Consider the following 22,407-nt stretch of genomic DNA (forward strand, 5'->3'; position numbering starts at 1 on the left):
TTTACTCTGGATCGCGTGTCACTCTTCGCGCGCCGCCCCGTGCCCTCCGCCCCCGCCCGCACCCGTGTCCTGACGATCGCCACCGCCGGCGTCCTCGTCGCCGGTCTCGGCGTGGGCCTCGGCACCCCGTCGGTCGCCGACGACGGCCGCAGCGGCTCCGCCTCCGGCCGCGACGGCCTGTCCGGCGCGGCCAGCGGCTACCGCGGCCGCAACCAGACCTCGGACGGCAGGCCGGGCCTGGTCGTCGGCCCGGAGGTCAGCCGGCGTGGCCGCACGCCGGTGATCGCCAACGAGGCGACGTACGAGATCGCGCCCGGCGTGACGCTGCGTGAGTGGGACCAGATCGACGGTCGCCAGCCGATCGGCCAGGTGCGGATGAACCTCGTCACCGTCAACCTCGACGCCGCCAACATCAGCTTCGGCGCGCTCACCCCCAGCTTCGTCACCAGCCGCCGCACCGTGAGCCAGCTGGGCCGGTGGAGCTCCGCGCTGACGGCGGTCAACGGCGACTTCTTCGACATCGGCCAGACCGACGCGCCGCTCGGCGTGACGGTCGAGGACGGCGGCGTCCTCACCGGCTCGCGCGAGGGGTGGATCCCCGGGGTCAACTCCAGCCTGTGGTTCGACGCGTCGGGCCCCCACGTGAGCCCGCTGAGCGTGCAGTACTCCATCCGCCAGGCGCGCGACTGGGTCGTCAGCGGCTTCAACCACCCGCGGGTGCCGCAGGGCCAGATCGGCGTGTTCACCCACGCCTTCAACCGCACCAAGGGCTACACCGTCACCGACGGCAAGAAGTACGTCCGCGAGGTCGTGCTGCGCAAGAACCGCGTGGTGTCGAACCGCTCCACGCTCTCCCTCGGCCAGAAGATCCGCAAGAAGGACCGCGTGCTGATCGGCGTCGGCCGGGGCGCCAAGCAGCTCAAGACGCTCAAGCCCCGCCAGCGCGTGACGCTCGCGCAGCGCATCGAGGGCGGCCGCCCGACCGCCGCCATCAGCGGTGACCGGCCGCTGCTGGTCAACGGCGTGCGCACCGTCATCAACAACACGATCGCCCACCCGCGCACCGCGGTCGGCATCGACGCCGACGGACGTCGCCTGCACGTCCTCGTCGTCGACGGTCGCTCCGCCGCGAGCCGCGGCTACACGATGGTCGAGCTCGCAGACTTCATGACCGCCCTCGGCGCCGAGAACGCCATCAACCTCGACGGCGGCGGCTCCTCCGCGATGTACACCCGCAACGGCACCGGGGCGATGGCGGTCGTCAACGAGCCGTCCGACGGCAGCGAGCGCCGGGTGCCCAACGGCTTCGGCGTGTTCTACAACGCGCCCCTGCCGCCCGTCGTGCCGATCCTGCCGACCCCGACCACCACGCCGACCCCGACGCCGACCCCGACCGTCACCCCGACGGTCCCGCCGCCGCCGGGCTGACCCGCGTCAGGCGTCAGGCGCCGCGAACACCACGACGTACGTCACCGGCGCCAGGCACTGGACGGTCGCCTTGGGCAGCTGCGGGACGACCTCGAAGCCGGCCTCGCCCGCCTCGATCGTCACGCCCGTGGGCGCCTCGCACCCGACCGCGACGACCGCGCCGTAGGGCGTCGCGTCCGGCGTCTGCTGCGCGAGGTCGCGCACCGTGGCGGCCACGGTGTCGGGGAGCCCCGCCCCGAGCCCGGTGACGAAGTCCGCCACCGCCTGGTCGCCGTCCAGCGCGAACGCCATCGTCGACGTGGCGCCCCCGCCCTCCGTGGCGCTCACGAGCGAGGCCTCGGTCACCCCCGCCGAGCCGGTGGCGGGGATCGTGGCCGCGGCCCCACCGCCCGCGTCGGTCGGGGTGCTCTCGGTCGGCTCGTCGGTCGGGGACTCCGTCTGTGCGGGAGTCTCCGTGGGTGTCTCCGACGGCGTCGGGGAGCTCGACGACCCGGCCGGGTCGGTGGCCGTGTCGTCCCCCTCGGCCCCGCAGGCGGTGAGCCCGGCGGCCAGGGCCAGGCCGGCGAGCAGGGCGGCGGTCCGGCCGCTCGAGCGGTGGGACGAGGGCGACGTCAGGGTGGTCATGGTGCTTGGACGATAACCAACCCCGGACCGCTCCCCCGCCAGGCGCGACGCGGCTCCGGCCGGTGGCGACGTCGACGGCGTAGCCGTCCCACTGGCAGGCTGGCGCCATGACCAGCGGTATCCAGACCGAGCCGGTGCGCGAGGCCGTGCGCGCGTACGCCGCCCGCCAGCCGCAGCTGACGGCGGCCACGGCCGGCTACGTGACCCTGATCCGCACCCTGCTCGACGACGCGGGGATCGACTACCTGAGCGTCACCGGCCGGACCAAGAGCGTCGCGTCGTTCTCGGCCAAGGCCAACCGCACCGAGGCGGGGGTGCCGCTCTACCCCGAGCCGCTCGAGCAGATCACCGACCAGATCGGCGTGCGGGTCATCACCTACGTCCACAACGACGTGGCCGCGGTGGCCGAGCTCCTGGCCGACCAGCTCACCATCCTCGACGACCGCGACCTCGGCGAGGAGACGGCGCGGTCCGGTCGCTTCGGCTACGCCAGCCGCCACCTGCTCGTCCGGGTCGACGGCGACCACGACGCGGAGGACGCGGGGGACGACGCTGGCGACGAGGCGGACGACCTCGCCCTGGCCGGCGAGCGCGCGAGCGTCCAGGTGCGGACCGTGCTGCAGCACGCGTGGGCGGAGTTCGAGCACGACATCCGCTACAAGGGCAACGTGCCGGAGGACGCCGCCGCCGACCTCGACCGCCGCTTCACGCTGGCCGCTGGGCTCATCGAGCTCGCCGACCGCGAGTTCGCCACGATCCGCGAGCGCATCCAGGCGGCGGCGCCCGGCAGCACGACCGAGCCCGAGGCCGACCACATCGTCGGTCAGGACCTCGCCACCTTCCTCGCCGGCCACTACAGCGACGCGGGCTGGTCGCACACCGACCACTACGACTGGATCGCCGGGCTGCTCACCGAGCTCGGCATCGACACCGTCGACGACCTCGCCGACCTCCTGACGTCCGTGGACGCCGACGCGGTCATCCGGCGGATGGGCTACCGCTACCCCGCCGGCGCCGTACGCCGCCTCGACGACGCCCTGCTGGCGATCTTCGGCGAGCAGTACGTCACCCTCGCGGGCAACAGCCACCGCGTCCCGCTGCTGCGTGCGCGGCTGGAGAAGCTCAGCACTCCTGAGACCTGAGTGCCTGCTGGGGCGTCGCCCCTAGGGTGAAGGCATGCAGCGGCCATCCTGGACGACCCTCGCCCCCGTGTTGGCCGTCGTGGCGCTGGTGCCGGCCTGGCTCGCACACCCGAAGGGCCTCGTGCTGGGCGCCCTGGCCGTGCTGCTGGTCGCGGCCGTGCTCGCGGCGGTCCACCACGCCGAGGTGGTGGCGCACCGCGTGGGTGAGCCCTACGGCTCGCTCGTCCTCGCGGTGGCGGTCACGATCATCGAGGTCGGCCTGATCGTCACCCTGATGGTGACCGCCGACAAGGACGCATCCGGCCTGGCGCGCGACACCGTCTTCGCGGCGGTGATGATCACCCTCAACGGCATCGTCGGCATCTCGCTGCTCGTGGGGGCGCTCAAGCACCACCTCGCCGTCTTCAACCCCGAGGGCACGGGCGCCGCCCTCGGCACGGTGATCGCCCTGGCCGTGCTGTGCCTCGTGGTGCCGTCCGTCACGACGTCGGAGCCGGGACCGGAGTTCACCGGTGCGCAGCTCGCGTTCGCGGCGGTCGCGTCCCTGGCGCTCTACGGGATGTTCGTGTTCACCCAGACCATCCGGCACCGCGACTTCTTCCTGCCGGTGACCCAGGGCCAGCACTCGCCCGTGGTCACCTCCGCGGGCGGTGGTGACTCGTTCGAGCACGAGCGGCTCGACCTCGACGACGACGGCCACGCCGACCCGCCGACCAACCGTGCCTCCTTCGTCAGCCTCGGTCTGCTGGTCGTGTCGCTGGTCGCGGTCGTCGGGCTGGCGAAGATCGAGTCCCCCGCCATCGAGTCCGGGGTCGCGGCGCTGGGCTTCCCGCAGGCGGTCGTGGGTGTCGTGATCGCGCTGCTCGTGCTCGCTCCCGAGACGATCGCCGCGGTGCGGGCCGCGGCCCGCAACCGTGTCCAGGTGAGCCTCAACCTCGCGCTCGGCTCGGCGATGGCGTCCATCGGGCTGACGATCCCGGCCATCGCGGTCGCCAGCATCTGGCTCGACGGTCCGCTGGCGCTCGGCCTCAACCAGCTGCAGAGCGTCCTGCTGCTGCTCACCGCCGCGGTCGCGATCCTCACCGTGGTGCCCGGCCGGGCCAAGCCGCTCCAGGGCGGCGTCCACCTCGTCCTGCTGGCGTCGTTCCTGTTCCTGACGATCGCGCCCTGACGTCGTACGCCCCCGAGATGCCGACGACGCCGACCGGGCAGCAGCCCGGCCGGCGTCGCGGCTCGTGATCAGCCGAAGTACTGGTCGTAGATCTTGTCGTAGGTGCCGTCCTCGCGGAGGTCCGCGAGGGTGCCGTTGATCGTGCGGAGGAGCGGGATGTTGCCGTCCTTCTTCACCGCCATGCCGTACTGCTCACCGGTCTCGAACTCCCGCGACAGCTTCAGGTTGGGGTTCTCGGCGACGAACGCGCCGGACACGGTGTTGTCCAGCAGCGCCGCGTCGAGCTCACCGGCGCCCAGCGCAGCCTGCAGGGCCGCCGCGTCGTCGTAGGCCGTCACCTTGGTGGACTCAGGGGCGTAGTCGCTCACGTAGGTCTCGCCGGTGGTGTCCTTCTGGACGCCGACCCGCTGGCCGCCGAGCTCGGAGATCTCGTCCAGGCCCGAGCCACGCGGCACGACGAGCGCCTGCCTGGCGTCGAAGTAGGGGCTGGAGAAGTCGAGCACGCGCGCCCGCTCGCCGGTGATCGTCATGGCCGAGATGGCCACGTCGCACACGTCGTTGTTGAGCGAGTCGCCCGAGGTGATGTCGTCGAAGGCGACGTCGAGGACGTCGAGGTCGACCTTCAGCGCCTCGGCGATCTCCTTGCCGAGGTCGACGTCGAAGCCGACCAGCTTGCCCTTCTCCTCGTAGACGAACGGGGCGTACGGGCTGTCGGTGCACACCGTCAGCGCGCCGTTGAAGGCGAGCTGGACGTCGGTGAGCGCGTCGGCGGACTCGCCGCTGGCGGCACCACCGCAGGCGCCCAGCGTGGCCAGGAGGGCCACGGAGGAGAGGGCGGCTGCCGCGGTGCGGGCGGGACGGGAGCGTCGGATCGGCTGGGCCATGGGTCTAGTTCGCATTCGCGGTGAGCGACTCACGAAGTCGCATGAGGGAGTATTCGGTGATCTTCACGAGCGCACCCTTGGCCTGCTCGCGGTCGCGAGCGTCGAGGCTGATGATCGGCACGTCGGCGGGCAGGGCCAGCGCGGCGGCGATCTCCTCGGCGGGGTAGCGCGGCACGCCGTCGAACTCGTTGACGGCCACGATGAAGGGGATGCCCTTGGACTCGAAGTAGTCCAGGGGCGAGAACGACTCGTCGAGCCGCGCCACGTCGACCAGCACGATGGCGCCGATGGCGCCGCGGCACAGGTCGTCCCACATGAACCAGAACCGTCGCTGGCCCGGCGTACCGAAGAGGTACAGGACCAGGTCCTCGGCCAGGGTCAGTCGGCCGAAGTCCATCGCGACCGTGGTGGTCGCCTTGGTGGGCACGGCAGCGAGATCGTCGACGCCCTCGGACTCGTTGGTGACGAGTGCCTCGGTGCGCAGCGGATCGATCTCCGAGACGGCGCCGACGAGCGTCGACTTGCCGACGCCGAAGCCGCCAGCAATGACGATCTTCGTCGACGCAGCCGCTCGCTGTGCCTTAGTAGTTTCGAAGTCCACGGAGGGTCCTTTCGATGAGCTCGAGTCGCTCATCTGTCGACGTCTTCTCGGTGATGGTGGCCTGGATGCGGACCAGGCCCTGCTCGATCAGGTCACCCAGCAGCACCCGGGTGACGCCGATCGGCATCTTGGTCAGAGCCGACACCTCGGCCACGGATCGCCGGTCGCAGACCTCGAGAACCTGCGCGGCAGAGGGGGTGAGGACGGGCGCCTCAGCACCAGCCTGGAGACGAAGTGTCGCCTCCATGGCCAGATCGACCTTGGTGGCCGTCCGACCAGCGGTGATGGTGTAGGAGCGGATGAGGCGTGGGCGGTAGCCCTCGTCCTCCGGCTCGACAGGCGGCGTCATCGCACGGGGCCGGCTCAGCCGCCCGTACCGACGCGGGCCTGGGCCTCGACGGTACGTCCCACGCGGTCGACCAGCAGGGCCATCTCGTAGCCCACCTGGCCGATGTCGGCCTCCTCGGTCGTGAGGACCGTGAGGTTGGAGCCGTCGCCGACGCTCATGAGCATCAGGAAGCCCATCTCCATCTCCACGATGGTCTGCATGACAGACCCGCCCTCGAACAGGCGCGCGGCTCCCACCGCGAGGCTGGCGAGACCGGAGGAGACGGCGGCGACCTGCTCGGCGCGCTCACCGGGGATGCTGGTGCTCGAGGCCATGAGGAGGCCGTCGGCCGAGACGAGGATGGCGTGCGCGGCGTCGGGGACCTCCTCGACGAAGCGCGACATCACCCAGTCGAGGTCGCGGTCGTCACCAGCGGAGCTGGCGGCGGGGGCGGCGGATTCGTACGTCATGCGGGGCCTGCTTCCGTGTGCTGAGGGGGACTTTGGGCTGCTCGTCGACCACGGGAGACTCCCGCGGTGTGTGCCTGGAGCCGGCGACGGATGGCCTCGGGGTCACGCGTCTTGGCTGCCGTGGGCGGGGTAACGCTACCGGGGACGAGACGCTCCCCGGGGGCGCGGCGCGGGAGTCCGGTGACGGTCGACTCCACGACCGGGGACTCCTCGGCGACCTGCTCGGCGATCTCCCAGCCGCGGTCGACCTCGGTCTCGTGGAACTCGCCGGCCTCACCGGTCAGCCAGCCCGAGCGCATCGACTTGAAGATCGGCGAGTCGCCACTGACGCGCGCCGGCTCGGCGCCGTCGTGGAGCAGGCCGTTGCCGTTCTGGGCCTCGAGGTGGCCGTCGAGCCCGTCGTGGCCGTTCAGCTCACCGTTGCGGTGACCGTTCAGGTGACCGTTGAGCGAGTCGCCGGCGAACGCGGCGGGCGCCTCGTACGGCGTCGGGAACGGCGCCTCGTACGCGGCCGGGGCGGGCTCGGGCTCGACCACGGGCTCGTGGACCGGCTGGGCCGGCTCGGCCTCCGGCTCAGCGACGGCCTGGACCGGCTCGGGCTCGCGGGCGGGAGTGCCCAGGCCCAGCGGGTCGCTGGCGTCGACGTGCAGGTCGTCCGCGGCGGCCGGCTCCTGGGAGGAGACGGGCTCGGGCTCGGGCTCGGTGACCGGCTCGGGCTCGGGCTCGGTCTCTGCCTCGGCAGCCGGGCGGTCGTCGCCCAAGGCGTCGACGGGCAGCGGGTCCGACAGGGGGTCGGAGAGCGGGTCGGACAGCGGGTCCGAGACGCGGGCGGGCTCCTCGGCGACCGGGGTCGGCTCGGACACCTGCTCCGCGACCGGCTCGGGCTCGACCACCGGCTCGGAGACCTGCTCGGGCTCGGGCTCGGCGACGGGCTCGGCGGCCCGGGCCTCCTCGACGGCCTGGCGCTGGCGCGAGGCGAGGGCGGTGATCGGGACGACCGGCGCGACCTTCTCGGGCGTGGTCGGCTCGGCCGGCTCGACGTCGGGCGTCAGGTCGGCGGCGGCGTCCGTCGAGGCGGCATCGGTCGTGGCAGCCGGGGTCGAGGCGGCGGGCGCGGCGGGCTCGCTGCGCTTGCCGAAGAGCGGACCGGTGGCCCCGGATGTCTCCGGAGGCAGGAACGCCTCGGCGCCGGTGCGCGGCATGTTGGCGCCGGGCTCGCGCCGCGGGAGCAGGCTCTCGAGGGAGGGCCGGTCCGGGGTGACGGCAGGAGCAGCGGCGGCCGCGGCTGCAGCGGGCTGCGGCTCGAGCTCGGCCTCCTTCTCGGCCTCCCTCTTCGCGGCCTTCGCCTCGGCGGCGGCGGCGCGCTCCGCGGCCTTGGCCTCGGCCTTCTGGGCGCGGGAGCGGGAGCGGGACTCGCGCTTGGACTCGGCAGCGGCGGCGGGGGCGGCGACCGAGGCGGTCTCGAGGACCTCCGGGGTCGTCGCGGCAGCGGCGGCCGGGGCGGCGGGAGCCGCGACCTGCGGGAGGTCGGGCAGCACCGACGGCGGGAGCAGCACGGTGGCCGTCATGCCGCCACCGGGGTTGCGCGCCAGGCGGGCCTGGATGTCGTGGCGCTCGGCGAGGCGGGAGACCACGAACAGGCCCATCCGTCGGGCGGTGTCGGGCGTCGCCTCGGCACCGTGCTGGAGGTCGCTGTTGAGCTGCTCCAGCTCGGCCTGCGGCACGCCGAGGCCCGAGTCGGTGATCGTGATGGTGACGCCGTCGGGGCCGAGCTTGGCGGCGAGGCGGACCGGCTCGACGGGCGGGGAGTAGGTCAGGGCGTTGTCGACCAGCTCGGTGAGCAGGTGGACCACGTCGGCCGCGGCCTCGTCGCCCACCCGGGTGTTGAGGTGCGAGAGGATCTGCACGCGCTGGTAGTCCTGCACGCCGGAGGTCGCGGCCTGGAGGGCCTCGCCCACGGTGAGGCTGAACTGGCCGGCCGCGCGGTTCGGGGCGTCGGCGAGGATCAGCAGCGAGTCGGCCGTACGACGCATCCGCGAGGCGAGGTGGTCGAGGCGGAAGAGCGACTCCAGGCGCTTCGGGTCCTCCTCGTCGTGCTCGAGGCGCTCGATCTGCGCGAGCTGCTGGTTGACCAGCGAGGTGGAGCGGCGCGACAGCGTCACGAACATCGCGTTCACGGTCTGGCGGAGCTGGGCCTCACCCGAGGCGAGGTGGATGGCCTGGCGGTGGAGGTCGTCGACCGCTCGCGCGACCTGGCCGATCTCCTCGTTGGTGTGGACGTCGATCGTCTTGATCGGCTCCGGCTCCTGGCCGGCACGGATCCGGGCGACCGCGTCGGGCAGCCGGTGACGGGCCACGGCGAGCGCGCCCTCACGGACCTTGCCGATGGGCTCGAGGAGGCTGCGGGCGATGAAGAGGGCGAGCAGGACGGCCGCGGTGAGCGCGAGCAGCGTGAAGAGCGCGCCGATGAGGGCGTTGCGCTGGGCGTCGGAGGCCGCCTCGTCGAGGGTGGCGGTCACGCCGCTGACCAGCGAGGACGTGATCTCGTCGTAGGGGGCGTACGCGTCGCGTCCGCCGAGGTCGGTGGCCGCGTCGTCGCGGATCTCCCCGGCGTGGCGGGTGTTCTGCGTACGCAGCAGGGCGGTCTGCTCGTCCGAGCCCTCGACGGAGCCGGCGAGACGGTCGATGGCGGCCGCCTCCACACCGATCTCCGAGAAGAGGTCCTGCGAGCTGGACTGCGCGAGCGTGGTGGCGATGAGGCCCTGCTGGAGGGCGAGGGAGAGCCGGCCGCTCATGGCCTGCGAGATCTGCTCGAGGCGGGGCTCGGGCGTCTCCTGCGCGGCGTTGACGCTGGTGACGAGCTGGGAGACGCTCGACTCGAGCTGGCGGACCAGGGCGATCCAGGTGGCGGGGCCGAGGTTCTCGGCACCCTCGGCGCGCATCGCCTGGCTGAGGTCGAGCAGTGCGTCGATCTGCTCGGACTGGCGGTCGTTGAGGTCGGCCTCGCCGCGCGACTGCACCAGCGCCTCGGAGGTGGTCGCGATGTCGTCGATGGCGTCGATCAGGTCGCCCTGGCTCGCCGCGTCGTCGGACTGCGCCGCGACCATCGCCGACTCGGCGGCGGTCAGGTAGTCGATCGCGGGGGCGATGACGGTGACCTGCTTGGCGCTGCTGGCGGCCTGGCGCGAGTCGGTGTAGTCGCCGACCACGCGCAGCGCACCGAGGACCGCCGCGAGCAGCAGCGGGATCGCCAGGGCCAGGGCCATCTTGCGGCCCAGTGGCCAACCGGCGACCGTGTTCCCAGCGCCCTTCCGGGGCCGGGCTGCATCCTGAGTCATGTGTGCCTCGCGTGTGGTGAGCGGCTCTGACGACGAAACCGCCCCGGTCGGGGGACCGGAGCGAGACTCAACCTAAAGAGTCGCGCGACATTCCGTGGCGTTTTCGCAGAACTGGGGTGGCGCCGGTGTAAGGGCGTCTGGACCACTTCCGCCTCAGGCTTGCTGCCGGATGGGACGGCCCTCTGGTCAGGCCGGTCGGACGGGTGTAGGCAGGGACCCGAGGACACCGCTCCTCACGACCTGAGGAGATGGATCCATGGCCGCTCTCGACACCACCCAGCTGATGGCCGAGCTCGAGCCGACGGTGGAGGAGAACCTCAACCGCCACCTCGGGCTCGCGGACGAGTGGATGCCGCACGAGTACGTGCCGTGGAGCCTGGGGCGCGACTTCGCCGACCTGGGCGGCGATCCCTGGGAGGTCGCGCAGTCGCAGCTCTCGCCGATCGCACGGACCGCGCTCGAGGTCAACCTGCTCACCGAGGACAACCTGCCGAGCTACCACCGCGAGATCGACCGCGCCTTCGGCCGCGACAGCGCGTGGGGCACCTGGGTCAACCGGTGGACCGCCGAGGAGGGCCGGCACGCCTTCTGCATCCGCGACTACCTGCTCGTCACCCGCGGCGTCGACCCCGTCGAGCTCGAGCGGGCCCGGATGGAGACGATGGAGACGGGCTACGAGGCGCTCGACAAGTCGCTGCTCAACGTGTGCGCGTACGTCTCGTTCCAGGAGCTCGCCACCCGCATCTCGCACCGCAACACCGGCCGCTACACCGAGGAGCCGATCGCCGAGAAGCTGCTCAGCCGGGTCGCGAAGGACGAGAACCTCCACATGATCTTCTACCGCAACATCGTCTCCGCCGCGCTGCAGGTGGCGCCCAGCCAGACGATGCGGGCGATCACCGAGGAGGTCGTCGACTTCCAGATGCCCGGCAGCGTGATCCCCGGCTTCGCGCGCAAGGCGGTGCAGATGGCCAAGGCCGGGATCTACGACCTGCGCATCCACCACGACGACATCGTCACGCCGCTGCTGCGGCAGTGGGGCGTGTGGGACCTCGAGCACCTCGACGAGGACGGCGAGAAGGCCCGCGACGAGCTCGCCGCCGCGGTGGCCGCCCTCGACGGCGAGGCGACGCGCTTCGTCGAGCGCCGTGCCGAGGCCGAGGCCAAGAAGGCCGCGCGCCGGGGCTAGTCCGTCTGGTCGCTGACGCGGGGTGCCCGGTTGCCGCGCCGCTCCTCCTGCTCCACGAGGAGCGGGAGGTCCTTGAGCCGGTCCAGGCCCTGCAGCGCGCGGCCCATCCGGTGGTTGCCGGCGAACGTCTCGCGGTGCCGGTCGAGGAACCACCAGTAGCCGGCGGTGAAGGGGCAGGCGTCGTCCCCGACGCGGACCTTGGGGTCGAAGCGGCAGGAGCCGCAGTGGTCCGACATCTTGTTGATGTAGGCACCGCCCGACGTGTAGGGCTTGGTCATCATCACCCCGCCGTCGGCGTGCTGCGACATGCCGACGACGTTGGCCACCATCACCCAGTCGTAGCCGTCCACGAACGCCCGGTGGAACCAGTCGGTGAGCTGCTGCGGCGACCAGCCGCGCTGCAGGGCGTACGACCCCAGCACCATCAGCCGCGGGATGTGGTGCACCCAGCCGTGCTCGGAGAGACGACCGAGCGTGTGCGAGAGGCAGCGCGCGTCCGTGGCGTCCGCGTCGAGCTCGGCGAACCACTGCGGCAGCCGCTGCCGCGCGCCGAGCGCGTTCTCGTGGCGGTAGTCGTCGCCCTGGTTCCAGTAGGTGTGCCACACGTAGTCGCGCCAGCCGATCACCTGCCGCACGAACCCCTCGACGCTCGCGATGGGCGCCGCGCCGCTGCGGTACGCCTGTTCGGCGCGCTCGACGACCTCGAGCGGGTCGAGGAGGCCGAGGTTCATCGAGGCGCTGATGAGGCTGTGCGCCATCCACGGGTCGCCCTCGAGGATCGCGTCCTCGTAGGCACCGAACTCGGGCAGCCGGTGCTCGACGAAGTGCTCCAGCGCGGCCAGCGCCTCCGCCCGGGTGGCGGCGAAGAGGCGCGGGCCGTCGCTGCCGATGGTCCGGACGGTCCCGTCGCGCTCCCACCGGTCGAGGTCCTCGCGCACCTCGGCGTCGATCTCGTCCTCGGTCGGCCACCACGGGTCGGTGACGCCGAGCGTCTCGGCGCCCTTCGGCGGTGGCAGCCGGTTGTCGTGGTCGAAGTTCCACCTGCCGCCGACCGGCTCCCCGCCGTCGACCAGCACGCCGTGCGCCAGCCGGGCGCGCCGGTAGAAGTCCTCCATCAGGAGCCGCCTGCTCCCCCGCCCCTCGGCCCAGCGCTCGAAGTCCTCGCGCGCCGTCGCGTAGCCGCGGGCCGGCAGCACCGTCACGCCGAGCCGCTCGACCAGCCCCAGCGCGGCGTACGACGTCGGGTGCAGGACCTCGACGTCACCGGCATCCTGGTGCTGCGCGACCACCTCGGTGTAGGTGTCCGCCTGCACGTAGGTCATCCGCTCGCCCGCCTCGGCGGCCCGGTGGCGCATCGCGCTCAGCACCAGATGGGCCTTGGCGCGGTGGAACCGGCGCCGGCGCAGCACGCCGATCGACTCCACCATCAGCAGCGGGCCCTGGTGGTCGTCGGCGAAGTGGGGGCCCAGCTGGTCGCCGAAGAGCCATCGCGTGGTCATGGCCGGCGCCCGGTGCGTCGGGTCCGTCGAAGTGGAGTGGTCAGGCCCGCTCGACCTCGCTCTGCAGCTTGAGGACGACCGTGCCGTCCTCCTGCTCGATGACGTAGGCGGGGTCGTCGTCGCTGCCGTGGCGCGTGATCTCCGCCCCCTTCGTCGTGCGGGACACGTCGCCGTGGTGCACCTCGGTGACCTTGCCCTCCGCCCACGAGCGGCCCCACTTCCACTTCACGGTCGTGCCGGTGCGGATCGCCATGGGCCCACGGTGCCACGCGGCCCCCAGCCGCGGACCACCCCTCAGGAGCGGACGTGCATCCGCTCACCCTGGGGCCCGAAGATCGCCAGCACCTCGGCCGGCGTCGGCCCGGGGTTGCCCACCCAGTGCGGCGTGCGCGTGTCGAACTCGACGACCTCGCCCGGCTCGAGGGTGATGTCGCGGTTGCCGAGGAGCAGACGCACCTTGCCGCTGAGGACGTAGAGCCACTCGTAGCCCTCGTGGGTCTGCAGGGTCGGCGGCGGGGTGTTGTCGACCGGCAGCACCATCTTGAAGGACTGCAGCCCGCCCGGTCGCCGGGTCAGGGAGATGAAGGTGCGGCCGTGCCGCACGACCGGCTTCGAGCGGATCCGCGGGTCCCCCGTCTCCGGCGCGTCCACCAGCTCGTCGAGCGCGACGCGGTGGGCGCGCGCGAGCGGCAGCAGCAGCTCGAGGGTGGGCTTGCGCTGGCCCGCCTCGAGCCGGGAGAGGGTGCTCACCGAGATGCCGGTCTCCTCAGCCAGGTCGGTCAGCGTGGCCTCGCGCTCGAGCCGCAGCTGACGCAACCGGGGACCGACCCCGCGCAGCACTCCTTCGTCGTCCATGCGCTCCAGTGTGCACACGCTTTGCCGATCCAGCAAGGATGTTTGTCATAGTGGCGATCACCTGCGCACCATGGACGACATGAGCGAGAACACGGACAGCAGGAGCACGGACATGTACGACGTGGTGGTGGTCGGCGGTGGCGCAGCCGGCCTGAGTGGTGCGATGGCCCTGGGCCGCTCCAGGCGGTCGGTGGTGGTCGTCGACGCGGGCGAGCCCCGCAACGCACCCGCCGACCACGCCCACAACTACCTGGGGCGCGAGGGGGTCCCTCCCCTGGAGCTGCTCGAGACGGGCCGCGCCGAGGTGGCGGCGTACGGCGTCGAGGTGGTGCGCGACCGCGTCGTCGGCCTCTCGGGCGCGGCCGACGACTTCCTCGTCACCACCGAGGGCGGCCGGCGCTTCCGCGGACGCCGCGTGCTGGTGACCGGCGGGGTGGTGGACGAGCTGCCCGACGTGCCCGGCCTCGCCGAGCGGTGGGGCGTCGACGTGCTGCACTGCCCCTACTGCCACGGCTGGGAGGTGCGCGACAAGGCGATCGCGGTCCTCGCCACCTCGCCGATGGCCGGCCACCAGGGCCTGCTCTTCCGCCAGCTGTCCGACGACGTGGTGCTGGTCGTCCACGACGGCGTCGAGCTGCCCGACGAGGAGCTCGAGAAGATGGGCGCCATCGGCGTCCGCGTCGCGCACGGCACCCCGCAGGAGGTCGTGACCGACGGCGACACCCTCGTCGGGCTGCGGCTGGCCGACGGGTCGGTCCTCGAGCGGCAGGCCATCGTGGTGGCCTCCAAGCCCCACGTGCGGGCCGACTGGCTCGCGCCGCTCGGCATCGAGCCGCAGCCCTTCGAGATGAACGGTGTCCCCTTCGGGACCGTCCTCGCCGTCGAGCCGACCGGCGCCACGGTGGTGCCGGGCGTCTTCGCGACCGGCAACGCCACCGACATCTCGATGACGCTGATGGCCTCGGCCGCCCACGGCATGCGCGTCGGCGCCTTCGTCAACGCCGAGCTCGCGTCCGCGGACGCCACCCGGGCCGTCGCCGAGCGGCGCGCCGAGCACTTCGAGCGCCCCGCGTGGGAGGAGCGCTACTCCGGCGACAAGGTGTGGAGCGGCCGGGCCAACGCCCAGCTCGTGGCCGAGGTCACCGGCCTGCCGCCGGGTCGGGCGCTCGAGGTCGGGTGCGGCGAGGGCGGCGACGCGATCTGGCTCGCCTCCCAGGGCTGGGACGTGACGGCCGTGGACTTCGCGGATGCCGCGCTCGCCCGGACGGCCGAGCACGCCCGGGAGGCCGGCGTCGGCGAGCGGATCACCACCCGCCGCGTCGACGTACGCACCTTCGAGCCCGACGGCGAGACCTGGGACCTGGTCACCTCCCACTTCGTCCACCTCCCCGACGGCGCGATCACCGACCTCGTACGCCGGCTCGGCTCGGCGGTCGCCCCGGGCGGCACGCTGCTCGTGGTGGGCCACCACCCCGAGGACCTCGCCACCGGGTTGCGGCACGGCCACCACTCCTACCTCTTCACCGCCGAGCAGCTGCTGCCGGCGCTCGACGACGAGTGGGAGGTCGAGGTCTGCGAGTCGCGTCCCCGCACGCAGGCGCACCCGCACACCGGCGAGGAGATCGCCCTGGCCGACGCGGTGCTCCGCGCGCGGCGCCGGTCGGTGCCGGTCGGCATGATGGAGGCATGACCTCTCGGGACATGCCCCTCGTGCCGCCGGCCCGTCAGTGGTGGACGCTGATCCCGTTCCTCGCCGCGGTGACCGCGGTGGCGGGGCTCGGCGGGCTGGCGGCGGCCGGCTCGCAGGCGACGTACCGCGCGCTCGACCTGCCGCCGTACGCCCCGCCGTCGTGGCTCTTCGGGCCGGTGTGGTCGGTGCTCTACCTCGGCATCGGCGTCGCGGGCTGGCTGCTGTGGCGCGCCGGCGGCTGGGACCGGGTCATGTGGCTGTGGGTGGCGCAGCTGCTGCTCAACCTCGCGTGGACGCCGCTGTTCTTCGCCGCCGACCTCTACACCGTGGCGCTGGTCGAGATCGTCGTGCTGGCGGCCGCCGTCGTGCTGCTGATCGCGTGGTCGTGGCACCGCTCGCGCGCGGCGGCGTGGCTGCTGGTGCCCTACCTGGCGTGGGTGTGCTTCGCGACGGCCCTCACCGCGGGGATCGTCGTCCTCAACTGACGGCGGGTCAGGTCGGTCGGCGGGTCAGGCCGGTCGGCGGGTCAGTCCGGTCGGCCGGGTCAGTCCGGTCGGCCGGACAGGTCGAGCCGCGCCAGGACCAGCGCCGCGAGCCGGTCGACCGGGAGAGCGGGATCGACGTCCATCCCCTGCTCGTCGCGCTGGAGCGGCTCGAGGGTGTCGAGCTGCGACTCGAGCAGGCTCGGCGGCATGAAGTGGTCGCGGGAGCTCATCCGCTCGAGGAACATGTGCTTGTCGCCGGTGCAGTGCACGAAGAACGTCGCCTCGCCGCCGCGGCGCAGCACGTCGCGGTAGGCCTTGCGCAGGGCGCTGCACGTGATGATCGTCGGCTCGCCACGCCCGTCGCGCTCCGCGGTCCAGTCGGCCAGCGACTCGAGCCAGCCCCAGCGGTCGGAGTCGGTGAGCGGCCGGCCCTCGCGCATCTTCGCGACGTTCGCCGGGGGGTGGAAGTCGTCGCCCTCGGCGAACTCCCAGCCCAGCCGCTCGCGGACCGCCTGGGCGACGGTGGACTTCCCCGAGCCGGACACGCCCATGAAGACGAGGTGCAGCGGTCGGTCCGCGCCACCGTCGGCCGACGCGTCCTCAGTCATCCGACGGCCCAGATGCCGAGGGCCAGCACGAAGATCGAGACACCGAGCGTGGTCTCCATGACCGTCCACGTGCGCAGCGTGGTCTTCACGTCCATCCCGAAGAACCGGCCGACCAGCCAGAAGCCCGAGTCGTTGACGTGCGAGAGGACAGTGGCACCCGCGGCGATCGCCAGGACCAGCGCGACCAGCTGCAGCGACGACGGGTCGGCGTCGGCGACACCGGCGGAGATGAGCCCTGCCGTGGTCGTCAGCGCCACGGTCGCGGAGCCCTGGGCGACGCGGAGGATCGTCGCGATCACGAAGGCCGACACGATCAGCGGCAGGCCGAGGTCGGCGAGGGAGTCCGACAGCGCCTCGCCGATCCCGCTGTAGCGCAGCACGCCGCCGAACATCCCGCCGGCGCCGGTGATGAGGATGATCGCGCAGATAGGGCCGAGGGAGTCGTTGAGCAGCGTCTCGATCTCGCCGCGGGAGTATCGCCGGATGGCGAGCGTGTAGGTCGCCACGAGGAGCGCGATGAGCAGGGCGACCGGCGTCTGGCCGACGAAGACCAGGATGTCGACGAAGGTGCCCTCCTCGGCGATCGAGCCGTTGGTGCGCAGCGTGGTCAGGATGGTGTTGGCGCCGATCAGCACCAGCGGCAGCAGCAGGATCGCGAGCACGTGCCAGAAGGCCGGCGGGTTGTCGTGGTCGGCCTGCTGCCCACCGGTCAGCACCGAGTCGTCGATCGGGACCTGGACCTTGCCCAGCCACGTGATGGTCACGAGGTAGACACCCACGAACCACGCGACGACGGCCACCACGACGCCCACGAGCAGCGTCAGGCCGATGCTGGCGCCAAGCTCGGTCGCGGCGGTGACCGGTCCCGGGTGAGGCGGAACGATGGCGTGCATGGCCGCGAACGCTCCGGCGGCCGGGAGGGCGTACATCAGCACGGAGCCGCCGAAGCGCTTGGCGACGGCGAAGATGATCGGCAGGAACACCACGAGGCCCGCGTCGAAGAAGATCGGCAGGCCGAACAGCAGGGCGGCGACACCCAGCGCCATCGGGGCGCGCTTCTCGCCGAAACGGCTGATCAGCGTGTCGGCCAGGACCTGGGCGCCGCCCGTCGCCTCGAGCAGCCGGCCGATCATCACGCCGAGCGCGACCAGCAACGCGACCGTCCCGAGCGTGGTGCTGAACGCGGCTATGGCGACCACCGGCACCTCGGCGACCGGCACGCCGGCCGCGACCGCGGTGCCGAAGCTGACCAGGACGAGCGCGATGAACGCGTGCATCCGGAGGACGATGATGAGGACGAGCAGGATGGCGACGGCGGCCGCGGCGATCAGCAGCAGGGTGCCCGAGCTGTAGACGGGCGTCATGGTGTCCACGTGTACCTCCGAGGTGGGGTTGCCTCACCCTAGGGCGTCGCGGCGACAGAGCTGAACACCCTCGCTGCCGCCTCAGGCGCGGCGCGGCCGGAAGGCGATGACGTTGGCGGCGAGCGTCGGCATCGCGGACGGCGACGCGTCCGCGTCGTCCTCGTCGGCTTCCTCGCCGCACGGCGCGCGCAGCGTACGACCTGACGTCCGGTTGCCCGTGACCTCCACGAGCCAGGGCTCCGCGTCGTCGTACGACCGACCGACCACCGCCCCGTCGAGGACGTGGTCGAAGGTGAAGTCCTCGAACCGCGGGCGGCCCTTGCCGAGGGCGCCCGGGGCCAGCAGGTGCTCGACGAGGAACTCGAGGGACGGCGCCATCCACCGCGTCGCCTCGGACCCGTCCCACTCCAGGCAGCACCCGCGCAGGCAGGCGACCCAGGCGAGCCGGGCGAACGGCACGGCGTCGTCGCCCCGCCCCGTCGGCGTGCTGCGCAGCGTGCGTCCCGAGTCCGTGAGCGCGCGGAGGAAGCCGGTCTCCGCCGGGTTGAGCGGCGGTGCGACCCGGACGGAGCCGGTGAAGCCGAGTGCGTCGAGCATGGGTACTCCTCGTCGTCGAACGTGGCCAGCCTCTGCCCGTCGCGGGCGGACGGAAACCCGTCCACCCAGACCTGTGGAGAGGGACGACGACGTTCTCCACAGATCGCACGGAGGGGGTGTCGCCGGCACGCCGCCCCGGGTCAGGGTCGGTACGTGATCCTCTCGGGAAGCCTCGCCTACGACCTCGCCGCGCACGACGCGGCCACACCCCGCCTCGCCGCGCGCCTGGCCGAGCTCGACGAGCGGCGCCACGCCGCCGAGCGCACCGTCGACGCGCTCCTCGCCTCCTGGCGCGGCGACGCCGCTACCCATTTCGCCACTCGGTGGCGGGAGTGGGACGACGCCGCCGCGGAGGTGGTCGACTCGCTGTCCGCACTGCTCGGCGCCATCGACCTCGCCCGCCGCGACGTCGAGACGGCCGAGTCCCACGGCGCCGACCGGGCGACCGACCTCGGCGGGCGGCTCGGATGACCGCCTTCGACGTGGACCTCGACGAGCTGCGCCGTGCCGTGAGCGAGCTGGCCTCCTGCCACCGCGGCCTCCTCGCCCTCGCCTACGACGTCGACCAGGCCCACGACCAGCTGCAGGCCGGGTGGTCCGGGCAGGCGAGCGCGGCGGAGGAAGCGTCGTACGACGCCTGGCGCAGCCGGCGCGCCGACATGGTGGCAGCCCTCGCCGCGCTGACGGCGATCGCCACGGCAGCCGACGAGCACTACTCGCGGGCCGTCGACGCCAACCTCGCCCGGTGGGCGCAGGTCACGGCCTGAGTCCCGCGCCCGATCCCTGTTGTTCACCTCCCGCCACGGTCGGCCTATCTGCGTCTGACGTAGGTCACGGAGTTGTCCGCATGGACCTCCATCTCGTAGCGGGCGTCGTGCGCGAGCCGGTGGTGGCGGGGACAGAGCAACCGTCCGTTGGTGAGGTCCGTCAGTCCCCGGCGCGACCACGGGGCGTCGTGGTGGGCGTGGCAGCCGGATGCCGTGGTGTCGCAACCGCGGGCGGTGCAGCCGCGGTCGCGTAGGCCGAGAGCGACGCGTTGCGCCTTGGTGAAGAGGCGGGCCGTACGGCCGAGGTCGAGGGGCTGCGACGCCGTGCCGAGGACGGCCGGGATGATGCCTGCCTCACAGGCCAGCCGGCGCGCCTCGCCGGCGCTCATCCGGCTGCCGTCGTCGAGGAGGGCCGTCGCGTGCTCGCCCATGAGCTGCTCGAGCGTCATGGTGACCACCACGGTGGCGTTGACCCCGGCCGTCTGCGGCGTGTGGTCGACGGGGTAGCGCTCGACGTACTCGACGAACGCCTCGCCGAGTCGCCGGTCCAGGGGCTTCCACGCGCCGCCCTCGTCCGTGAGCTCCTCCGGCGTGTGGCGGGCGGGGTTGGCCAGCGCCAGCAGGTGCCGTCGGAGCATCGCGCCGACGTGGGAGGGCACCGTGAACCGGCCGCGGCACCGACCCTCGCCGTCGTCGACGAGCGACAGCTCGACGGTGGCGGCCGCCCGGGCCTCCTCCTCGGCGAGCAGCCTCGCCTCGTGGCACTCCCCCACCTCGGGCGCCACGACGTCGAGGATCCGCTTGCCGATCTGGCGCAGGTCGTGGGCGTCGTGGTGGGCAGCCAGCCCGAGCATCGTGTCGCGGGCCAGCTCACGTGTCTGCGTGGTGACCGAGCGCGGCAGCGCGTCGACGGCGCCGACGATCGATCGGGCCTGCTCCGTGCGCAGGACACCCGAGGCCAGGGCGTCGGCCACCTCGCCGTGCTGCTCGAGTGCGCGCGCCAGCGCCAGGTCGGCGCGCGTCGCCCGTCGGGTCGAGCGGCTCTTCACGGCGAGCCAGGCAGCAGCGTCCTTGAGCCCGTGCGCCTCCCCGACATCGTCGGATGCGGCCAGCACCCGCAACGCGAGGGCGTCGAGGCGGGACCGCGCCTCCGCGAGCGCCAGGAGCGCCGCTTCCTTGTCAGCGGTGGCGAGGAACATCGGCTCGAGGTGGGCGACGCCCTTGATGGCCGCGGCGATGTCGTCGGCACACGCGACGTAGGCGTTCACTGCTTCCATCGGGGTCACCTCCTCGACACACTCCACGGACTCCACCCGGTCTCCGGGGTGGGCGGTGAGGCATGTCGGCTCGGCTGCCAGCTCGTCGTCCGTGAGCCAGGTGGCGTCTCCGGAGCACCAACCGGAGTTCTCTGGACGACTGTCCCGACCCTCAGCCCGACCTTCTCCTCGAGGAGCCGGGACTGCCGGACGCTCTGGACCGGGTGGATCGACGTGCTTCTCCCATCGTACCTGTGTTCGAATAGAGTCGCAACCGTTCCTCTCCACAAATTGCGACAGAGGGATGGCGGGAGCCCGCCGACCGCATCAAGGTGGAGGGGTGCAGATCAGTGTGGAGTGCGGCGGGTTCACCCGGGCTGCGGACGCCTGCCTGACCGCCAACCAGACCGCGGCAGTGCTCACGCAGGCGCTCGCCGCGCGCCTCGGCCACCACGGCGGCATGGCCGGCAACGACGCGACGTCCGCCACCTTCGCCCGTGCGTACGACTCGGGTGCCCATGAGTCGCTCGCCGCACTCGCCGACCTCACCCACGCCTTCATCGGTGCCGGCCGGCTGCTCGAGGCGACCGGCGCCGAGCACGCGGCCGCGGAGTCGGCCTCGGCCGGGGTGCGCACCGCTGCCTACGTCGGCGGCGGACTGGCCGACTCCTACGTCCGGGTGCAGCCGCCACAGCTGCCCCCGAGCGTCGGCGGCCAGGAACCCTCCCTCGGCACCGTGGACGCCTGGATCCTCGACCAGGTCGAGGGCTTCGTCTGGCCCTCCGCCGACGTGGACGGACTGAGGTCGGCGGCTGCCGAGTGGCGGCGGGCCGCGGCGGCGACCGCCGGGCTGGTCGACCACCTCGAGGCCGCCGTGGCGCTCGTCGAGCTGCAACGCTCCCCCGAGGTGCCGCTCGCGGTCGACGCGCTGACCGACCTCGGATCACTCGTGGGCGACACCGCCTGGGAGCTGTCGTCCGTGGCGACTGCGTGCGAGGAGTACGCCGACGCGGTCGAGGCCGTACGGGAACGCACCCGAGCCCTGCTGGCGGAGATCGCCCAGATGATCGTCGAGGGCGCGGCCGTGTCGGCGACCGTCACCGGCCTGACCGGCGGCCTGGCCGGCGGGGCGGCACTCGGCGCCGCGGCGGCCCGGGTCCGTGCGCAGGCGCCTCGCTTCCACGCCCTCCTCACAGCGCTCCGCGCCGGCGTGACGACGGCCGCCGCCCGCCTCGACCGGGCCGTCGACGACCTCGTTGTCATCAGGTCACGCGTCGAGAGGTTCGTCCGCTTGCCGGCGCGAGGTGAGCGCGGCAGCATGAAGCACCCGACCAGCTGGCTGGGGCGGGACCGCAGACCGGGCTGGCTGAAGGAGCACGAGGTGCCGCCCGGACACACGATCGAGCGCCATGTCGGCAAGAGCGCAGAGGAACTTGCTGAGCGGCTGGCAGACACCACCCGTCGGCAGGCCTCGTCGTTCGTCGACCAAGCGACGGCCGAGCGGAGCATCGACCGGGTGCTGGATCACTACGCCGACAGGATCCGCGCGTGGGTAGATCCGGGCGGATCGGACAAGCTGGTGCTTCGGCTGGATCTGGGAGAGTCGACCGGCACTGTGCTGCTTGCCGATGGCACGACACTCACTCCCACTGCGGTGAAGGTCGTCCTCATCCCGAGCAACCGCGGCGGCTGGCACCTCCTGACCGCCTACCCAGACTAGGAGACACGATGGACGACGCAGCACACCTGTTCAGCGCCTACTTCTACGAGGACTGGGACGAGGCCGAGTACTCCTCGTGGGAGGCAGCCGTCGACGACTTCGCCCTTCGATCGCCTGGGCGGGTCGCCGGCGCCGCCCACGACATCCGGACCCTCCTGTCACTGCAGCTGGCCGACGCAGAGCTCGGACTCGAGCTCCGGGAGCTGGGGTGCTCCTACAGCCCGCCGGAGGGCGATCAGCTCTGGCTCGAACTCGTGCGAGATCGGCTCGAGAGGATCGCGACCCGGTGACGCCGGGCACATCGTCAGCGGCGGTCGACGACCTCGAGGAGGAGCGTTCATCGGCAGCCGTCTCGATCACCCCGACGAAGTCCTGCGCCTCGCGGGCGAGG

At 72.6% G+C, this 22,407-nt stretch carries 23 protein-coding genes; 10 read left to right on the forward strand and 13 right to left on the reverse strand.

What is annotated here, in order from left to right:
• Positions 1-15 precede the first annotated feature (15 nt).
• Entirely contained in the window at positions 16-1,428 is a 1,413-nt protein-coding gene (locus tag SHK17_RS17195) for a phosphodiester glycosidase family protein (protein WP_322423089.1), read from the forward strand.
• A 6-nt stretch (positions 1,429-1,434) separates the two neighbouring features.
• Here SHK17_RS17195 and SHK17_RS17200 read toward each other — a convergent pair whose 3' ends face one another.
• Positions 1,435-2,052, reverse strand: coding sequence for a hypothetical protein (locus tag SHK17_RS17200; RefSeq protein ID WP_322920114.1), 618 nt, complete (start codon positions 2,050-2,052; stop codon positions 1,435-1,437).
• Between the two features lie 107 nt (positions 2,053-2,159).
• On the opposite strand from SHK17_RS17200, the gene SHK17_RS17205 reads away from it, so the two are divergent.
• Entirely contained in the window at positions 2,160-3,194 is a 1,035-nt protein-coding gene (locus tag SHK17_RS17205; RefSeq protein WP_172266382.1) for a GTP pyrophosphokinase, read from the forward strand.
• A gap of 34 nt (positions 3,195-3,228) precedes the next feature.
• Entirely contained in the window at positions 3,229-4,365 is a 1,137-nt protein-coding gene (locus SHK17_RS17210) for a calcium:proton antiporter (RefSeq protein ID WP_322423091.1), read from the forward strand.
• A 68-nt stretch (positions 4,366-4,433) separates the two neighbouring features.
• Here SHK17_RS17210 and SHK17_RS17215 read toward each other — a convergent pair whose 3' ends face one another.
• The 5 genes from SHK17_RS17215 to SHK17_RS17235 are packed head-to-tail and all read right to left on the reverse strand — an operon-like array spanning position 4,434 to position 9,914.
• Positions 4,434-5,249, reverse strand: coding sequence for an ABC transporter substrate-binding protein (locus tag SHK17_RS17215; protein ID WP_322423092.1), 816 nt, complete (start codon positions 5,247-5,249; stop codon positions 4,434-4,436).
• A 4-nt stretch (positions 5,250-5,253) separates the two neighbouring features.
• Entirely contained in the window at positions 5,254-5,850 is a 597-nt protein-coding gene (locus SHK17_RS17220) for a GTP-binding protein (protein ID WP_322423093.1), read from the reverse strand.
• Entirely contained in the window at positions 5,831-6,199 is a 369-nt protein-coding gene (locus SHK17_RS17225; protein ID WP_172266394.1) for a DUF742 domain-containing protein, read from the reverse strand. The genes SHK17_RS17220 and SHK17_RS17225 overlap by 20 nt, the downstream gene beginning before the upstream one ends.
• Positions 6,200-6,213: 14 nt before the next feature.
• Positions 6,214-6,648, reverse strand: a complete 435-nt coding sequence (locus SHK17_RS17230; protein ID WP_172266397.1) for a roadblock/LC7 domain-containing protein — start codon at positions 6,646-6,648, stop codon at positions 6,214-6,216.
• The gene (locus tag SHK17_RS17235; RefSeq protein ID WP_322920115.1) at positions 6,645-9,914 is read right to left on the reverse strand and encodes a sensor histidine kinase; all 3,270 of its coding nucleotides are present in this window, start codon (positions 9,912-9,914) and stop codon (positions 6,645-6,647) included. Before SHK17_RS17235 ends, SHK17_RS17230 begins: the two co-directional genes overlap by 4 nt.
• Before the next feature lie 328 nt (positions 9,915-10,242).
• On the opposite strand from SHK17_RS17235, the gene SHK17_RS17240 reads away from it, so the two are divergent.
• Entirely contained in the window at positions 10,243-11,175 is a 933-nt protein-coding gene (locus SHK17_RS17240; RefSeq protein WP_172266403.1) for an acyl-ACP desaturase, read from the forward strand.
• Here the strand turns inward: SHK17_RS17240 and SHK17_RS17245 are convergent.
• From SHK17_RS17245 to SHK17_RS17255, 3 genes are read right to left on the reverse strand one after another with little or no spacing between them, the layout of a single operon-like run.
• Positions 11,172-12,674: a cryptochrome/photolyase family protein gene (locus SHK17_RS17245; RefSeq protein WP_322920116.1), complete on the reverse strand. Its 1,503-nt coding sequence runs from the start codon at positions 12,672-12,674 to the stop codon at positions 11,172-11,174. The two genes, SHK17_RS17240 and SHK17_RS17245, sit on opposite strands and share 4 nt — an antisense overlap.
• Positions 12,675-12,714: 40 nt before the next feature.
• A complete protein-coding gene (locus SHK17_RS17250; protein WP_172266409.1) occupies positions 12,715-12,927 on the reverse strand; it encodes a hypervirulence associated TUDOR domain-containing protein in 213 nt (70 codons plus the stop codon).
• Positions 12,928-12,968: 41 nt separating this feature from the next.
• Positions 12,969-13,529 (reverse strand): helix-turn-helix domain-containing protein, encoded by a 561-nt coding sequence (locus SHK17_RS17255; protein WP_172266412.1) that lies wholly within the window; start codon positions 13,527-13,529, stop codon positions 12,969-12,971.
• A gap of 79 nt (positions 13,530-13,608) precedes the next feature.
• On the opposite strand from SHK17_RS17255, the gene SHK17_RS17260 reads away from it, so the two are divergent.
• Positions 13,609-15,219 (forward strand): bifunctional NAD(P)/FAD-dependent oxidoreductase/class I SAM-dependent methyltransferase, encoded by a 1,611-nt coding sequence (locus tag SHK17_RS17260; protein WP_322920117.1) that lies wholly within the window; start codon positions 13,609-13,611, stop codon positions 15,217-15,219.
• A complete protein-coding gene (locus tag SHK17_RS17265) occupies positions 15,216-15,704 on the forward strand; it encodes a TspO/MBR family protein (RefSeq protein ID WP_253943017.1) in 489 nt (162 codons plus the stop codon). The genes SHK17_RS17260 and SHK17_RS17265 overlap by 4 nt, the downstream gene beginning before the upstream one ends.
• 59 nt (positions 15,705-15,763) lie before the next feature.
• Here SHK17_RS17265 and SHK17_RS17270 read toward each other — a convergent pair whose 3' ends face one another.
• The 3 genes from SHK17_RS17270 to SHK17_RS17280 all read right to left on the reverse strand — a co-directional run bounded on the left by SHK17_RS17270 (position 15,764) and on the right by SHK17_RS17280 (position 18,273).
• Positions 15,764-16,312, reverse strand: coding sequence for a gluconokinase (locus SHK17_RS17270; protein ID WP_322920118.1), 549 nt, complete (start codon positions 16,310-16,312; stop codon positions 15,764-15,766).
• On the reverse strand, positions 16,309-17,676 hold the full coding sequence (locus tag SHK17_RS17275) for a GntP family permease (protein ID WP_253943134.1): 1,368 nt from the start codon (positions 17,674-17,676) through the stop codon (positions 16,309-16,311). Before SHK17_RS17275 ends, SHK17_RS17270 begins: the two co-directional genes overlap by 4 nt.
• 81 nt (positions 17,677-17,757) lie before the next feature.
• Entirely contained in the window at positions 17,758-18,273 is a 516-nt protein-coding gene (locus SHK17_RS17280) for a hypothetical protein (RefSeq protein ID WP_322920119.1), read from the reverse strand.
• Between the two features lie 153 nt (positions 18,274-18,426).
• Between SHK17_RS17280 and SHK17_RS17285 the strand changes: the two genes are divergently transcribed.
• Entirely contained in the window at positions 18,427-18,744 is a 318-nt protein-coding gene (locus tag SHK17_RS17285; RefSeq protein ID WP_172266427.1) for a WXG100 family type VII secretion target, read from the forward strand.
• Positions 18,741-19,040, forward strand: coding sequence for a WXG100 family type VII secretion target (locus SHK17_RS17290; protein ID WP_322920120.1), 300 nt, complete (start codon positions 18,741-18,743; stop codon positions 19,038-19,040). The genes SHK17_RS17285 and SHK17_RS17290 overlap by 4 nt, the downstream gene beginning before the upstream one ends.
• Positions 19,041-19,084: 44 nt before the next feature.
• Here SHK17_RS17290 and SHK17_RS17295 read toward each other — a convergent pair whose 3' ends face one another.
• Positions 19,085-20,317 (reverse strand): HNH endonuclease signature motif containing protein, encoded by a 1,233-nt coding sequence (locus SHK17_RS17295; RefSeq protein WP_322920121.1) that lies wholly within the window; start codon positions 20,315-20,317, stop codon positions 19,085-19,087.
• 319 nt (positions 20,318-20,636) lie between these two features.
• Between SHK17_RS17295 and SHK17_RS17300 the strand changes: the two genes are divergently transcribed.
• Entirely contained in the window at positions 20,637-22,016 is a 1,380-nt protein-coding gene (locus SHK17_RS17300) for an RNase A-like domain-containing protein (RefSeq protein ID WP_322920122.1), read from the forward strand.
• 8 nt (positions 22,017-22,024) lie between these two features.
• Positions 22,025-22,306 carry a contact-dependent growth inhibition system immunity protein gene (locus tag SHK17_RS17305; RefSeq protein ID WP_322920123.1) on the forward strand — a complete coding sequence of 94 codons (282 nt, stop codon included), beginning with the start codon at positions 22,025-22,027 and terminating at the stop codon, positions 22,304-22,306.
• Positions 22,307-22,407: the final 101 nt, after the last annotated feature.

Origin of the sequence: Nocardioides renjunii, from assembly GCF_034661175.1 — a bacterium.
Taxonomy (GTDB): Bacteria; Actinomycetota; Actinomycetes; order Propionibacteriales; family Nocardioidaceae; genus Nocardioides; species Nocardioides renjunii.